Consider the following 12,852-nt stretch of genomic DNA (forward strand, 5'->3'; position numbering starts at 1 on the left):
GCGGATCAGGGCTTGGGGAGTGCAGGGTCTGCCGGGCGATCATGGGCCGGGGGCTGGATCTGCCGTGCAGCACGCTCACGCGCCACGGACAGCCCCAACCAGAACCCGATCACCCCGGCGCCCAATGCGGCCTGCAGCGCAAACAGCAGCGAGGCGATCTCGTTGCTGGCCGGCTCAAGCACCGGGCTGAACCAGGGCTGGTAATGCGGCGCCAGTTGCGCAATGGCCTGCTGGGCTTGGGCGTCGGCCCCGCCAAAGTGCTCGGCCAGCGCCGCCGCATCGTTGGGCTGGGCCACCCAGCACAGCGGCAAGGCGGTGAGCAGCACCACACCGGCCAGCAGCATCAGGTTGCGACGGCTCATGCTTCCACCCCGCGCCGGGTAAACAAGGGCAGGCCCTGCAGCTCTGCCGCATTGAAGCGGGCCATGGCATTGACCACCAGCACAGTGAGCAAGCCTTCGCTGATGGCCAACGGGATCTGCGTGAGCGCGAAGATGCCGCCGAACTTGAGCAGCGAGGCGGCCATGCCGCCGACCGCGTCGGGAAAGGCCCAAGCCAGTTGCACCGAGGTGCACAGGTAGGTGGCCAGGTCCCCCAGGCAGGCGGCGCCAAACACCGCACCCGAACGCCCCAGGCCGCAGGCGCGGGCCAGCCGGAACACGCCGTAAGACACCAGCGGCCCCACGATGCCCATCGAGAACAGATTGGCCCCCAGCGTGGTGAGGCCGCCGTGGGCCAGCAGCAAGGCCTGGAACAGCAGCACCACCAGCGCAATCGGCACCATCGCTGCCGGCCCGAACAGCATGGCGCCCAGGCCCACCCCAGTGGGGTGCGAGCAACTACCGGTGACCGAAGGCAGCTTGAGTGCCGACAACAAAAAGGCAAAGGCCGCGCTCACGCCCAGCAGCATGCGCTGCTCGGGCTGCGCCTGCACGCTGCGCTGCATGGAGCGCAGGCCCCAGATCACAAAGGGTAAAGAGGCGGCTGACCAGCCCAGCGCGTGCGCTGGCGGCAAAAAGCCTTCCATGATGTGCATTCGAATCCTCCCGTCGAATGGTTCCTGTCAAGGCACCACGCGGAGGATGAAAAAGGCGGCCAGACGCCCGCAGGCGAGCCGGGGCATGTTGGCTGCAATCTTCCCGTCACCCCGGGGAATGGTGCTGGCGCTTTTTCGGGCCGGTATTCTGGCTCGCCTTCATCCTTCTCCGCACCTTCCCGTGTCATGCACAGTGGTGTGTTGGCGGAGTCGTCTGGCTTACAGCAGCGGGGGCTGCGCCGGAATGGCCACACAGGGTTGTTGTGCGGCGTCACCGGCTTCCCGTTTAACGTGCCCCCTGAAGAGGTCACGCACCCGAAGCGGCGATCTTAACTGCAGAAACCCGCAGATCATGAGGCCACTCGAAAATCGATTTCAAGGCCCGGGAAGGGGCGCAGGTGCGCCGACAGGACTTCGCCATGTGCCAGTCGCACCTTGGCGCCAGGGGGGCCGCCGCTGGCGTCAGCAAGTGCAGGCGGCAGGTAGACTGCGGCCATGAAATCAATCAGCCGCGCCCAAGCCGAGCACATCGGCGAGATCCTGGCCGACGTGGCGCGCACCGAGATCATGCCAAGGTTCTCTGGCACGCAGTCGAACCGGGTTCGCGAAAAAACGTCGGCCTTCGACATCGTGACGGACGCTGATGAGGCGGCCGAACGTGAGATCACGGCGCGCCTGCGCAAGGCCTACCCCTCGGCATTGATCGTCGGAGAAGAGGCCACGGGGCGGGATCCGGGTTTGCTGACCCAAATGGCGACTGCCGACCTGGCGTTCATCATCGACCCGATTGACGGAACGAAGAATTTTGCGTCGGGCCTGCCGCTGTTTGGGGTCATGGTGGCTGCGACGGTGCGGGGTGAGGTGGTGATGGGGGTCATCCATGACCCGGTCTGCCAGGACACCTCATTCGCGGTGCGCGGAGAAGGGGCCTGGAAGCAAGGGCCGGGGCGGCCGCCGACCTCGCTCAAGGTCGCCGAGACCGTGCCCCTGGCCGAGATGCAAGGCGTGGTCGGGACCAATTTCCTGCCCGAACCCCTGCGAACGACCGTGGCACGGAACCTGTCTCGTCTGGCACTCAATTTCTGGTTGCGGTGCGCTGCTCACGAGTATCGAATGATTGCGGACGGCCATTGCCACCTGCTGGTCTACAACAGGCTCATGCCTTGGGACCATGCGGCGGGCTGGCTGTTGCACCACGAGGCGGGCGGGTACAGCGCCCGGTTCGATGGCAGCCCTTACCTGCCAACACACACCAGCGGCGGTCTGATCCTGGCCACCGATCGACACGCCTGGGAACTCATCAGGGACGCCCTGCTGGGTGCGCCCTTGTAGCGTGATCGCGGGGTCAGGCCATTGCCAGACCCGCGCAGCGGCCAAACCAGGCGCTGGCTTGCGGCCCTCAGGCCAGCGCCACCACCCGATTGCGCCCCTGGTGCTTGGCCTGGTAGAGAGCCTGGTCACTGCGATCGATCATCGATTCGGCGGCGGTCGGGCCTTCGGTGGGTATGCTGGCATGCACGCCGATACTGATCGTCACCGGGATGCTCACCCCATTGACCACCATGGCCAGATCGCCCACGGCACGACGGATGTCCTCAGCCACCGCCCGGGCGCCCTCGATCGTGGTGGCGGGCAACAGGGCCAGAAACTCTTCACCGCCAAAACGCGCCAGCATGTCGGCACTGCGCAAGCGGGTCTGGGCCCGCTGCGCCACCTGGCGCAGCACCTCGTCACCCACCAGGTGGCCATGCTGATCGTTGACAACCTTGAAATGATCGATGTCGAGCATCAGCAGGGCCAGAGGACTGTGACGCCGCCGGGCCAGGGCCAGGTGGTGGTCCATGAGCTCCATCAGGGCAAGGCGGTTGTAAAGACCGGTCAGGCGATCGTGGCTGGCCAGCTCATGCTGCTGGCTGACGGCATGCTCCATCTGCATCAGGACAAAGCCCATGCTGTTGAGCAGCAACACCGCCAGAACGGCAAAGTAGGTGACCACCTGCACCTGGGTCGGTACGTTGAACTGGATGTCCCAATCCGAGGCGCCGAGCATCGAGCCCGTGCGCGCCACCAGCGTGACGAAGAGCAGCGATGCCCCCACGATCACCACCCAGCGGCCCGTGAGGCGGCGCCCATGCAGGCCGGGCGCCCAGGCCTGCGACAGCAACACGAGCGCCAAGGCGGCCTGCAGGCCCGCCACCCACACGTTACGCCAACGATCGTCATGCAGCAAAGCCACGGCCGCGACCATGTTCAGCCCCGCCGGCAACCACACCACCCAGCGCGGCAAGGTGTCGCAACGGCCCCGCTGGAAGGCCATCAGCGCCAGGGTGTGGATGACCAGGCTGAGCGCTGTCAAGGCATTGGTCAACACGATGGACAGGCCTGGCCAGCCCGCGTCTCGCAGACCGAACGCCGGGTAGGACAGGGCATTCACGACCAGGCCCAGGCCCCAAAGCGACAGGCCCCTGTGCAGGCGGCTGCCCCAGGCCACGGCCAGCACGGCACCGGCAAGCACGCCACTGGCCAGGGTGAGCGCCATGAGCAAGGTCGGCAGATGCAAGGTCATGAATCAGACGTCCGTGTTTGAAATTGACTCTACACCGAAACCGGGTGCGCCGGCCTGCGCCGCAACAGGCCACCAGCACCTGATCGGCTCAGGCGGCCTCGAAGGAAAACCCGCCATGGCTCAGCAGTTCAACGCAGATATCAGCGGCCTGGGGGTCATAGATCCGGCCGCGCCCGCGTTGTATTTCGGCCAGGGCCGCCTCCAGCCCCAGGCCCACCCGGTAGGGACGGTCCAGGCACATGGCCTCGACCACGTCGGCCACGGCCAGGATGCGGGCGCCGAGGATGATCTGGTCCTGATGCAGGCCCTGCGGGTAGCCGCTGCCATCCAGCCTTTCATGGTGCTGCAACACCATGTCGGCAATCGGCCAGGGAAACACGATGTCCTTGAGGATGTCGTGACCGGCCTGCGGATGGCGCCGCAACACCTGGTACTCCTCCTCGGTGAGGCGCCCGGGTTTGGTCAGAATCGCCTCCGGCACCTGGATCTTGCCGATGTCGTGCACGATACCGGCCAGGTGGATACCCTGCACCTCGTGCTCCGACAGACCCATGCGGCGCGCCATGGCCACGGCCAGCGAGGCCACACGGCGTTGGTGACCGGCGGTGTAGGGGTCGCGAAACTCCACCGTGGTAGCGACTGCCTGCACCGTGGCCTCCAACACGTGCTCCAGATGGCGCAGGGTCTGCACATGGGCCTGCTGCACTCGGCGCGAATGGATGCCAAAGGCCAGGTCATCCGCCAGTTCCCCCAGCAAGACCACTTCCTTCTCGTTGAAGGCGTCGGGGGCGGCCGAGTAGATGGTCAGCGCCCCCAGAGTGCGCCCGTCGACCATCAGCGGAAACGCAGCGCTGGAGCGAAAGCCGTGGGCCAGAGCGGCCACACGCCAGGGTGCCATCTTCTTTTCAGTGCTGAAATCGCGGTTGATCTGCGCCTGTCCCAGGCGGATCGCCATGCCCGTGGGCCCCTGCCCCAGCGCGTTGTCCCCCCAACTGATCTGGGCGGCCTTCAGGTAGCCGTCGTTCACACCGAACTGGGCAATCTGGCTGACGGACTGGTGCGCATCGTGTTCAGCAAAGCCGACCCAGGCGAGCCGGTATCCACCCACCTGCACGGCAATGCGGCAGACCTCGTCGAGCAAGGCGTCCTCTTGCTGACCGTGCACCACCGCCTGATTGGACTTGCTGAGCAACTGCAAGGCCCGGTTCAGGCGCACCACGTCGTTGTTCGAGGCCAGGGCCTCCGCCATGTGATCAAAGGCCGAAGCAAGCGTGCCCATCTCGTCCGAGCGGGGCGCCAACCCCGTGCGCGCCAGATGGTTGCCGGCACCCAGCTCCCGTGCCGCGGCCACGATGCGGCGCAAGGGTCGCATCAGCCAATGCTCGCCACCCCACCAGACCAGGGCAAACGCGCAGGCCACCCACAGGGCCATCAGGGCGATATCGGTCGTCATCTGCCGGTCGGCCGCCGCGGTGATCGCCGACTCGCTCTCGGCCACATAGAAATAGATCGGGCCGGCCAGAGTGTCGGCAAACCGGTACAGGGTGACCAGGCGCCTGACCCCATCCTGGAACACCAGGCTAACCGCCACACCCAGGCCTTGCTGGCGCACCTGCTCGAAAGCCGCTGGGTCGAACACCTCGGTGTCGGCCTGCGGGACCGGGCCGAGCCGGCGCGTGATGACCCAGCCGTGGGCATCGACCAGGCCCGAAATCGACTGGCCGGGCGCCCGAGCACCAGACGCCTCGTGGGTCACCCAGCTCAGGTCCATGGCCACCACGATCACGCCCTGCACCCGGCCCTCGGCATCCCGGATGCGCTGAGCCACGGGCAGCACATGCTTGCCGGTGAAGCCTCCGATTTGAGCGGCCCCGACCACGGGATCGTCTTGCGCCAGGGCCCGCGGCATGAAGGAACGATCGGCGATGTTGAGCGCCTTGGCCCCTCGCACCAGGTGGCAGCGGGTATCGCCATTCGGCATTGCCATGAACACATTGGCCAACTGCGGGTCTTGGGACACCAGGCCTGCCAGCCGGCGATCACACTGGGGATCGTTGATCAGACCGGCCAGGTCCACCGCCTGGGTCAGCAGGGCCAGCAGACGCCGGGTGTTGTCAAACCCCAACCTTTGCCGGTCGGCCATGGCCGAGGACAGCACACCCTGCTGCGCCATGGCCGCCGCGATGTCGGCAGATCGGCGCTCCATGGCCCGATAAGCCGACGCGAACAGGAAAGCACCACAGGTGCACAGCAACAGAACCAGAAAACGCCAACGGACACTGAGCGAAGCAATCGGCGACACCATCGACAAGCCTCCGGTCTTTGACAGGCAGTACGCCCAGCAGGGCATTCGAAGTGCTCCGGCCAGCCGGCCGGGGCCCCGTTTCAGGCCGACGCCCGAACCCACTCCCTCGCTTCGGCCAGGGTCGCAAACAGCAGGATCGGCGGCATTTGGGTGATCTGGTCGTACTTTCGGGCCATGGCGATGATCACCGGGTCCACGGTGACGGCCAGGATGCGGTATTTGGGATTCACGAAGGTGGCCCCGATGTTGATGGCAGCCGTGTCCACAATGCCGCCCTCGCCCATGGTGAAGGCCTCGGTCTCCGAAAAATCGTTGATGGTGTAGCGGATGTTCTCGAAGCGCGGGTCGCTGTGGAACTGGCCCACGGACGACAGAAATTCTTCAGCCGTGACGATGCCCCAGAAACGTTTGTGGATACCTTGGGGTTCGCGGATGATTTCGTAGGGCATGGTCTGGAAACTGCAAATCTGATCGTCTGGACGCCATAAATTCGCCCGTCGGTCGCTATTTGACCATGAACGGACAAGGGGCAGGCGCCCCCGCCCTTCAACCGTCGATCAGCGCCGGATCCCAGGCAAACACCGTCTGCTGCTGCGTGCCGAGTTTCTCGATGCCCAGCGTCATCACATCCCCCGGGCGCAGGAACTGCGGGGCCGGCTTTTTGCCCATGCCCACGCCGGGTGGGGTGCCGGTGGTGATCAGGTCGCCGGGCTCCAGGGTCATGAAGCGGCTCAGGTAGCTGACCAACTGGGCCACGGTGAAGATCATGGTGCGGGTGTGGCCGGTCTGCTGGCGCTGGCCGTTCACATCCAGCCACAGGGCCAGGTCTTGCGGATCGCCCACCTCGTCGGCACTGACCAGCCAGGGGCCGATGGGGCCGAAAGTGTCACAGCCCTTGCCCTTGTCCCAGGTGCCGCCGCGCTCCAGTTGGTATTCGCGCTCGGAGATGTCGTTGATGGTGCAGTAGCCGGCCACATGCTCCAGTGCATCCGCTTCGCTGACGTAGCGGGCGCGGCTGCCGATCACCACGCCCAGTTCCACCTCCCAGTCGGACTTGACCGAGCCCTGGGGCAGCACCACGGGGTGGTGGCAGCCCACCGCGCTGTCCACGGTCTTGGTGAAGACGATGGGCTCTTGCGGAATGGGCATGTTGGCTTCGGCCGCGTGGTCGGCGTAGTTGAGGCCGATGGCGATGAACTTGCGCATGCCGGTCCAGGGCACGGCCAGGCGGCCTTGGGGCACCACGGGCAGGGTGTTGGGATCGAGGCTGGCGAGTGCGGCCATGCCGGTGGGCGACAAGGTGGCCGGGCCGATGTCGGCCAGCACCGCGCTGAGGTCACGCACGGTGCCGTCGCTGTGCAGCAGGCCGGGTTTCTCTTGGCCTTTGGGGCCGTGGCGAAGCAATTTCATGAACAGGGTTCCGCGTGAAGGGTGAAAGAAAGCTCAGTTCGACCAGCCGCCATCGATGACCTGGGCGGTGCCGGTGGTGAAGGACGATTCGTCACTGGCCAGGTAGACCGCCAGGGCCGCGATCTCTTCGGCCCGGCCCAACCGGCCCAGGGGCTGGCGTTCCACAAAGCCGGCCTCGACCTGGGCCAGCGACTGGCCGCTGGCCTGCGCCTGGGCCTGGATGCGCTCCTGCAGTGAAGGCGACATCACGGTGCCGGGGCAGATCGCATTGCAGCGGATGCCCTGGCCCACGAAATCGGCCGCCACCGACTTGGTCAGCCCCACCACGGCGGCCTTGGTGGTGCCATAGACAAAGCGGCGCGGCGCGCCCTTGATGCTGCCGGCCACCGACGACACATTGATGATGGAACCCCGCCCCTGCGCCAGCATGCCGGGCAGGAAGGCGCGGATGGTGCGCCATTGCGAGCGCACGTTGAGGTCAAACGCAAAGTCCCACTCTTCATCGGTGCAGTCCAGCAGGGTGCCGGCGTGCACAAAGCCTGCCCCGTTGAACAGCACGTCCACCGGGCCCAGCTCGGCCGCGGCGGCCTGCACGGCCTCGCTTCGGGTCACGTCCAGTACGCGGGTGATGCAGCCGGTCTGCTGCTGCAGCGAGGTCAGGGCCTCGGGGTTGATGTCGGTGGCGATCACACGGGCGCCCTCGGCAGCGAAGGCCACGGCGGTGGCGCGGCCGATGCCCTGGCCGGCGGCGGTCAGAAAGGCGGTCTTGCCTGCAAGTCGTTGGGTCATGGGGGACAGATCCTCGGGTTGGATGGAGGGGGGCCGGGTTCAGATCACCTTGCCGGGGTTGAGCAGGCCTTGTGGGTCCAGGGCCTGTTTGAGGGATTGCATCAGGGCGATTTCGGCCGGGCTGCGCGCATGGCCCAGCCAGGCGCGCTTGAGCGTGCCGATGCCGTGCTCGGCCGACACCGTGCCGCCGTACTCGCGCACCAGCCCATAGACAATGCCGTCGACCAGGCTCTTGGGCTGTTCGGCCACGCCCGCCTGGTGCACGATGATGTGCAGGTTGCCATCACCCACGTGCCCATAGAACAGGGTGCAGGCGTTGGGAATGCGCGCCTGCAAAGCCTGGCGGCAGCGGCTCACGTAGTCGTCCATGCGGGCCACGGGCAGGCCGACGTCGAAGGCCAGATGGTGGGGCAGTTGGGGGTGCAACTCGCCCGTGGCGTCACGCACGGCCCAGAAAGCCTTCACATCGGCCAACGACTGGGCCAGGGCCGCATTGGGCAGCACGCCGGTCTCCATCAGGCCGGCCAGCCAGACCTCGAAGCGTGGCGCGTCGTGGACTTCATCGGTGCCCAGGGCTTCGACCAGCACATAGGCGCCGTGCGGGCTGTTGTCGCCCTGCAGGGGGTTGCGCACCCCAGGCACCCGAGTGGTGGCGAACTGCCAGTACTCGGGCCACATCACCTCGAAAGCCGAGAGCAACGGCCCCAGGTTCTGGCGCGCCGAGTTCAGCAAGGTGAGCACCCCGGCGTAGTCGCGCACCGCGCACATCGCCACCAGGGTGGAGGCCGGCTTGGGGTACAGGCGCAGCACCACGCGGGTAATCACCCCCAGCGTGCCTTCGCTGCCGATGAACAGGTGCTTGAGGTCAAAGCCTGCGTTGTTCTTGATCATCTTGTTGAGGCTGGTGATCACCGTGCCATCGGCCAGTACCACCTCCAGGCCCAGCACCATCTCGCGTGCCATGCCGTAGCGGATCACGCGGTTGCCGCCGGCATTGGTGGCCAGGTTGCCGCCGATGCTGCACGAGCCGCGGGCCCCCAGGTCCAGCGGGCAGAAAAAGCCCGCCTCGGCCGCCGCCTGCTGCACCGCCTCCAGCGGGGTGCCCGCCCGCACCGTGAGGGTGGCCGCGGCCGGATCGATCTCCTCGATGCCCACCAGGCGCTCCAGCGACAGTGCGATCTGCGATCCGCTGGCCCGGGCGCCGCCGCACAGGCCGGTCAGGCCACCCTGCGGGACCACGGCCACCCCATGCTGGCGGCACAGGCGCAGCGCGGCCGCCACACCCGCGGTGTCGGCCGGTCGCAGCACGGCCAGGGGTCGACTGGGTTGCAGGCCGCTGTAGTCGTTGTGATTGCGCTCTGGCGCCTCGGCACCCACCAGCACGGCCTGGGGCCCCAGTTCGGCCTGCAGGGCGGCCATCAGGGCCGGGGGAAGGGTTGCTGCGGTCATGACCATCTCCATCAGCGGGGTCATGGCCTCAGGCGGTGAACCAGCGCAGCGGCGCCAGCACGGTCTGGGGGAAAGCCACCATGATGAACATCACCACAAACTCGGCCACCATGAAGGGCCAGACCCCGCGGGTCACCTCGTCCATCTTCATGCGCCCTACCCCGGCCACCACGTTCAGGATGGTGCCCACCGGCGGGGTGATCAGGCCGATCGAGTTGTTGATGATGAACAGCACGCCAAAGTAGATCGGGTCGATGCCGGCGGCCTTGATCACGGGCATCAGCACCGGGGTCATGATCAGGATGGTGGGGGTCATGTCCATCGCCGTGCCGACCAGCATCACCAGCACCATGATGGCCACCAGCAGCAGGGTCTGGTTGCCCATGAAGGGCTTGAGCAGCTCGACCATCTGGGTGGGCAGGTTGGCCACCGTGATCAGCCACGACGACACCATGGCCGCCGCCACCAGGAACATCACCACCGAGGTGGTCTTGGCCGCCGTGGTGAAGATGGGCAGCAGCGCCGACAGGGGCAGCTCGCGGTAGATGACCGTGGCCACGAACAGCGAGTACACCGCCGCCACCACGGCCGCCTCGGTGGGCGTGAACACGCCCATGCGCAGGCCCACCAGGATGAACACCGGCAGCGTCAGCGCCCAGACCGACTCGCGTGCGGCGCGCCAGATCTCGGCCTGGGTCTTCTTCTCGGGCAGGGCCAGTTGCTCCTTGCGGCCCACCCACCACCAGGTGAGGGCCAGACCGGCCCCGATCATGATGCCGGGGAAGATGCCCGCGATGAACAGCTTGCTGATCGACACGTTGGCGGCCACGCCGAAGATCACAAAACCGATGCTGGGGGGGATGATGGGGCCGATCACCCCTGAGGCAGCGATCAGGCCGCCCGACACTTCTTTCTTGTGCCCGGCCTTGACCATCATGGGCAGCAGCAGCGCCGTCAGGGCCGCCGCATCGGCCACCGCCGAGCCCGACAGGGACGACAGCAGGCAGGCCGCCAGGATCACCACGTAGCCCAGCCCCCCCTTCACATGCCCCACCAGGGCCAGCGCGAAGTTCACGATGCGCTGGGACAGCCCCCCCACGTTCATGATCTCGCCCGCCAGCATGAAGAAGGGCACGGCCAGCAGCGGAAAGCTGTCGGCCCCGTTGATGAAGTTCTGCGCCAGGATCTGGGCGTCGAACAGGTCCAGCTGCCACATCAGGCCCACGCCACTGGCCAGCAAGGCGTAGGCAATCGGAATGCCCAGGGCCATGGCGCCCACCAGGCCGCCCAGAAAAATCAATACGGTCATGTTTCAGTCTCCGGTGTTGTTCTTGGTCTTGTCTGCATCGCGCCGGCTCAGCGGCCCGCGTGCGGCAGGGGCTTGTCGCCCAGGGGGGAGTGGCTGGCGCCGTGGCCGGCCGCGTTCTCACGCGCCAGCTCGGCCTGCAGGGCCTCCAGCTCGCCCTGCTCCTCGGATTCCTTGATCATCACCAGCTCGGCCTCGCTGAGCTGGCCGGTCAGCACGCGCAGCAGCTGCAGCACGATGAGGCCGGCGGCACACACCGAGAACACCACCCCAGAGGCATAGAAGATGGCCGTGGACGCACCGGTGACCGGGGCTTCCACGTCCCAATTGATCACGGTCTGCTGCCAGCTGCCCTGAAAGAACAGCCAGGTGATGTAGAGCATCAGCACCTGCCCCAGCACCATGCAGACCTTCTTGCCCGCCACCGGCAGTCGCGAGACCAGCATGTCCGTGCCCAGGTGGGCGTTCTCCTTGATGGCGCTGACGGCGCCCAGGAAGGTGATCCAGACGAAGAGCCAGCGCGACAGCTCTTCGCTGATGGCAATGCCCGAATTGAAGGCGTAACGCAGCACCACGTTGCCGAACACCAGCACCACCATGACGGCCAGGGCCAGCGCGATGAGCAGGTTGATGAACCGGCAGTACCGGTCGATGAGGGTATTGAGCATGTTGTTGTCTCCTTGGGTGGCTGGGCCACCACGGCGGTTTTTGAGTTCAATCGTCTCGTCTGGCCAGCTTCACAGCACCCAACTCACAGCGCCCCGCCCTGCAGCAAACCGCGGGCGGCCAGGTTGGCGATGAAGGCACGCAGGCCGAAGCGCCAGGGGGCGGCGCTTTCGCTGTGCGTCACGCGGTTGTGCAGCGCCCCCAGCCAGCGGCTCTGGATGGTGACCACATCGCCCAGTTGGTGGGTGAACCCCCCGCCCGGCTGGTCCCGGTCTTCGATGGGGGCAAACAGGGTGCCCAGGAACAGCATGAAGCCGTCGGGGTACTGGTGGGCGGCCAGGGTCTGGGCCACCAGATCGACCGGATCGCGGCTGATGCTGGCCATGGTGTTGATGCCACGCAGCTCAAAGCCATCGGGCCCGGCCACGCGCAGGTTCACGGTCTCCTGGCGCACCTGGTCCAGGCCGAATCCGGCATCGAACAGTCGGATGAAGGGCCCGATGGCACAGGAGGCGTTGTTGTCCTTGGCCTTGCCCAGCAACAGGGCGCTGCGCCCTTCGATGTCGCGCAGATTGACGTCGTTGCCCAGTGTGGCGCCCACGATGTCGCCCCGGCTGTTGACGGCCAGGACCACCTCGGGCTCGGGGTTGTTCCAGGCCGAATCGGCGCGGATGCCGATGTCCTCGCCCGTGCCCACCGAGGCCAGTACCGGGGCCTTGGTGAACACCTCGGCGTCGGGGCCGATGCCCACCTCCAGGTACTGCGACCACAAGCCTTTGTCCTGCAGCAGGGCCTTGAGGGCCATGGCCTGGGCCGAGCCCGGCCGGATGTCGGCCAGGCTCTCGCCGATCAGGCCCACCACCTGGCTGCGCAGGCCCTGGGCGCGGCTGGCGTCACCGCGGGCCTGCTCTTCGATCACGCGCTCGATCAGGCTGGCGGCAAAGGTCACACCGGCCGCCTTGATCACCTGCAGATCGCACGGGGCCAGCAACCAGGGCCGCTGGCTGTCACGGGCACCAAGCTGGCTGTTGGCCAGCAGGTCGGCCACGCTGCACACCCGCTGACCGGGTGCCTCGCGCACGGCCTGGGCAGGGTTGGGCGCATCGAGCAAGGTGCTCATGGTGGGAAAGCGCCGGCTCAGGTCGAACACGCCCTCGGGGCGCAATGCCACCACGGCCGGGCCCGGCAGTTCGCCTGGGAGGGTGGCGGGGCGCCAGATGCGCCCCACCAGGGTGCCGGCCAGGCCGTCGTCGGGAAGAATCTGGGCGTGCGTGACCGCACCGTCCACCGCAGCTGCGGTGGACGTTGTGTTGGAACTCATGGCG

General features: G+C 66.8%; 13 protein-coding genes and 1 riboswitch. Of the genes, 1 reads left to right on the plus strand and 12 read right to left on the minus strand.

Annotated features, from left to right (window positions below):
• Positions 1 to 5 precede the first annotated feature (5 nt).
• The 3 genes from AC07PT_RS23965 to AC07PT_RS23975 all read right to left on the minus strand — a co-directional run bounded on the left by AC07PT_RS23965 (position 6) and on the right by AC07PT_RS23975 (position 1,533).
• A complete protein-coding gene (locus AC07PT_RS23965; protein WP_494658377.1) occupies positions 6 to 362 on the minus strand; it encodes an energy-coupling factor ABC transporter substrate-binding protein in 357 nt (118 codons plus the stop codon).
• On the minus strand, positions 359 to 1,036 hold the full coding sequence (locus tag AC07PT_RS23970) for an energy-coupling factor ABC transporter permease (protein WP_492350289.1): 678 nt from the start codon (positions 1,034 to 1,036) through the stop codon (positions 359 to 361). The genes AC07PT_RS23965 and AC07PT_RS23970 overlap by 4 nt, the downstream gene beginning before the upstream one ends.
• A 121-nt stretch (positions 1,037 to 1,157) precedes the next feature.
• A riboswitch (cobalamin riboswitch) is annotated at positions 1,158 to 1,370 on the minus strand.
• Between the two features lie 16 nt (positions 1,371 to 1,386).
• Positions 1,387 to 1,533, minus strand: coding sequence for a hypothetical protein (locus AC07PT_RS23975; RefSeq protein ID WP_494658378.1), 147 nt, complete (start codon positions 1,531 to 1,533; stop codon positions 1,387 to 1,389).
• On the opposite strand from AC07PT_RS23975, the gene AC07PT_RS23980 reads away from it, so the two are divergent.
• The gene (locus tag AC07PT_RS23980) at positions 1,532 to 2,368 is read left to right on the plus strand and encodes an inositol monophosphatase family protein (RefSeq protein WP_492350291.1); all 837 of its coding nucleotides are present in this window, start codon (positions 1,532 to 1,534) and stop codon (positions 2,366 to 2,368) included. The genes AC07PT_RS23975 and AC07PT_RS23980 overlap by 2 nt on opposite strands.
• 67 nt (positions 2,369 to 2,435) lie before the next feature.
• Here AC07PT_RS23980 and AC07PT_RS23985 read toward each other — a convergent pair whose 3' ends face one another.
• The 9 genes from AC07PT_RS23985 to AC07PT_RS24025 all read right to left on the minus strand — a co-directional run bounded on the left by AC07PT_RS23985 (position 2,436) and on the right by AC07PT_RS24025 (position 12,848).
• On the minus strand, positions 2,436 to 3,602 hold the full coding sequence (locus AC07PT_RS23985) for a GGDEF domain-containing protein (RefSeq protein WP_494658379.1): 1,167 nt from the start codon (positions 3,600 to 3,602) through the stop codon (positions 2,436 to 2,438).
• Positions 3,603 to 3,690: 88 nt separating this feature from the next.
• Positions 3,691 to 5,952 (minus strand): HD domain-containing phosphohydrolase, encoded by a 2,262-nt coding sequence (locus tag AC07PT_RS23990; protein WP_494658380.1) that lies wholly within the window; start codon positions 5,950 to 5,952, stop codon positions 3,691 to 3,693.
• Between the two features lie 35 nt (positions 5,953 to 5,987).
• Positions 5,988 to 6,356: a hypothetical protein gene (locus AC07PT_RS23995; protein ID WP_492350293.1), complete on the minus strand. Its 369-nt coding sequence runs from the start codon at positions 6,354 to 6,356 to the stop codon at positions 5,988 to 5,990.
• A gap of 97 nt (positions 6,357 to 6,453) precedes the next feature.
• A complete protein-coding gene (locus AC07PT_RS24000; RefSeq protein ID WP_494658381.1) occupies positions 6,454 to 7,317 on the minus strand; it encodes a fumarylacetoacetate hydrolase family protein in 864 nt (287 codons plus the stop codon).
• Positions 7,318 to 7,350: 33 nt separating this feature from the next.
• The gene (locus tag AC07PT_RS24005; RefSeq protein ID WP_494658382.1) at positions 7,351 to 8,106 is read right to left on the minus strand and encodes an SDR family oxidoreductase; all 756 of its coding nucleotides are present in this window, start codon (positions 8,104 to 8,106) and stop codon (positions 7,351 to 7,353) included.
• Between the two features lie 39 nt (positions 8,107 to 8,145).
• Positions 8,146 to 9,555: an FAD-binding oxidoreductase gene (locus tag AC07PT_RS24010; RefSeq protein ID WP_494658383.1), complete on the minus strand. Its 1,410-nt coding sequence runs from the start codon at positions 9,553 to 9,555 to the stop codon at positions 8,146 to 8,148.
• A gap of 28 nt (positions 9,556 to 9,583) precedes the next feature.
• Positions 9,584 to 10,864, minus strand: coding sequence for a TRAP transporter large permease subunit (locus tag AC07PT_RS24015; RefSeq protein ID WP_494658384.1), 1,281 nt, complete (start codon positions 10,862 to 10,864; stop codon positions 9,584 to 9,586).
• A 47-nt stretch (positions 10,865 to 10,911) separates the two neighbouring features.
• A complete protein-coding gene (locus tag AC07PT_RS24020) occupies positions 10,912 to 11,529 on the minus strand; it encodes a TRAP transporter small permease (protein WP_492350298.1) in 618 nt (205 codons plus the stop codon).
• 83 nt (positions 11,530 to 11,612) lie between these two features.
• On the minus strand, positions 11,613 to 12,848 hold the full coding sequence (locus tag AC07PT_RS24025) for a fumarylacetoacetate hydrolase family protein (protein ID WP_494658385.1): 1,236 nt from the start codon (positions 12,846 to 12,848) through the stop codon (positions 11,613 to 11,615).
• Between the last annotated feature and the right edge of the window lie 4 nt (positions 12,849 to 12,852).

This window comes from Curvibacter sp. GW821-FHT09D12 (assembly GCF_059416245.1).

Bases quoted from the DNA above. Each gene is read 5' to 3' on its own strand.
- AC07PT_RS23965 (WP_494658377.1), bottom strand. From the start codon at position 362: ATGAGCCGTCGCAACCTGATGCTGCTGGCCGGTGTGGTGCTGCTCACC.
- AC07PT_RS23970 (WP_492350289.1), bottom strand. From the start codon at position 1,036: ATGCACATCATGGAAGGCTTTTTGCCGCCAGCGCACGCGCTGGGCTGG.
- AC07PT_RS23980 (WP_492350291.1), top strand. From the start codon at position 1,532: ATGAAATCAATCAGCCGCGCCCAAGCCGAGCACATCGGCGAGATCCTG.
- AC07PT_RS23975 (WP_494658378.1), bottom strand. From the start codon at position 1,533: ATGGCCGCAGTCTACCTGCCGCCTGCACTTGCTGACGCCAGCGGCGGC.
- AC07PT_RS23985 (WP_494658379.1), bottom strand. From the start codon at position 3,602: ATGACCTTGCATCTGCCGACCTTGCTCATGGCGCTCACCCTGGCCAGT.
- AC07PT_RS23990 (WP_494658380.1), bottom strand. From the start codon at position 5,952: ATGCCCTGCTGGGCGTACTGCCTGTCAAAGACCGGAGGCTTGTCGATG.
- AC07PT_RS23995 (WP_492350293.1), bottom strand. From the start codon at position 6,356: ATGCCCTACGAAATCATCCGCGAACCCCAAGGTATCCACAAACGTTTC.
- AC07PT_RS24000 (WP_494658381.1), bottom strand. From the start codon at position 7,317: ATGAAATTGCTTCGCCACGGCCCCAAAGGCCAAGAGAAACCCGGCCTG.
- AC07PT_RS24005 (WP_494658382.1), bottom strand. From the start codon at position 8,106: ATGACCCAACGACTTGCAGGCAAGACCGCCTTTCTGACCGCCGCCGGC.
- AC07PT_RS24010 (WP_494658383.1), bottom strand. From the start codon at position 9,555: ATGACCGCAGCAACCCTTCCCCCGGCCCTGATGGCCGCCCTGCAGGCC.
- AC07PT_RS24015 (WP_494658384.1), bottom strand. From the start codon at position 10,864: ATGACCGTATTGATTTTTCTGGGCGGCCTGGTGGGCGCCATGGCCCTG.
- AC07PT_RS24020 (WP_492350298.1), bottom strand. From the start codon at position 11,529: ATGCTCAATACCCTCATCGACCGGTACTGCCGGTTCATCAACCTGCTC.
- AC07PT_RS24025 (WP_494658385.1), bottom strand. From the start codon at position 12,848: ATGAGTTCCAACACAACGTCCACCGCAGCTGCGGTGGACGGTGCGGTC.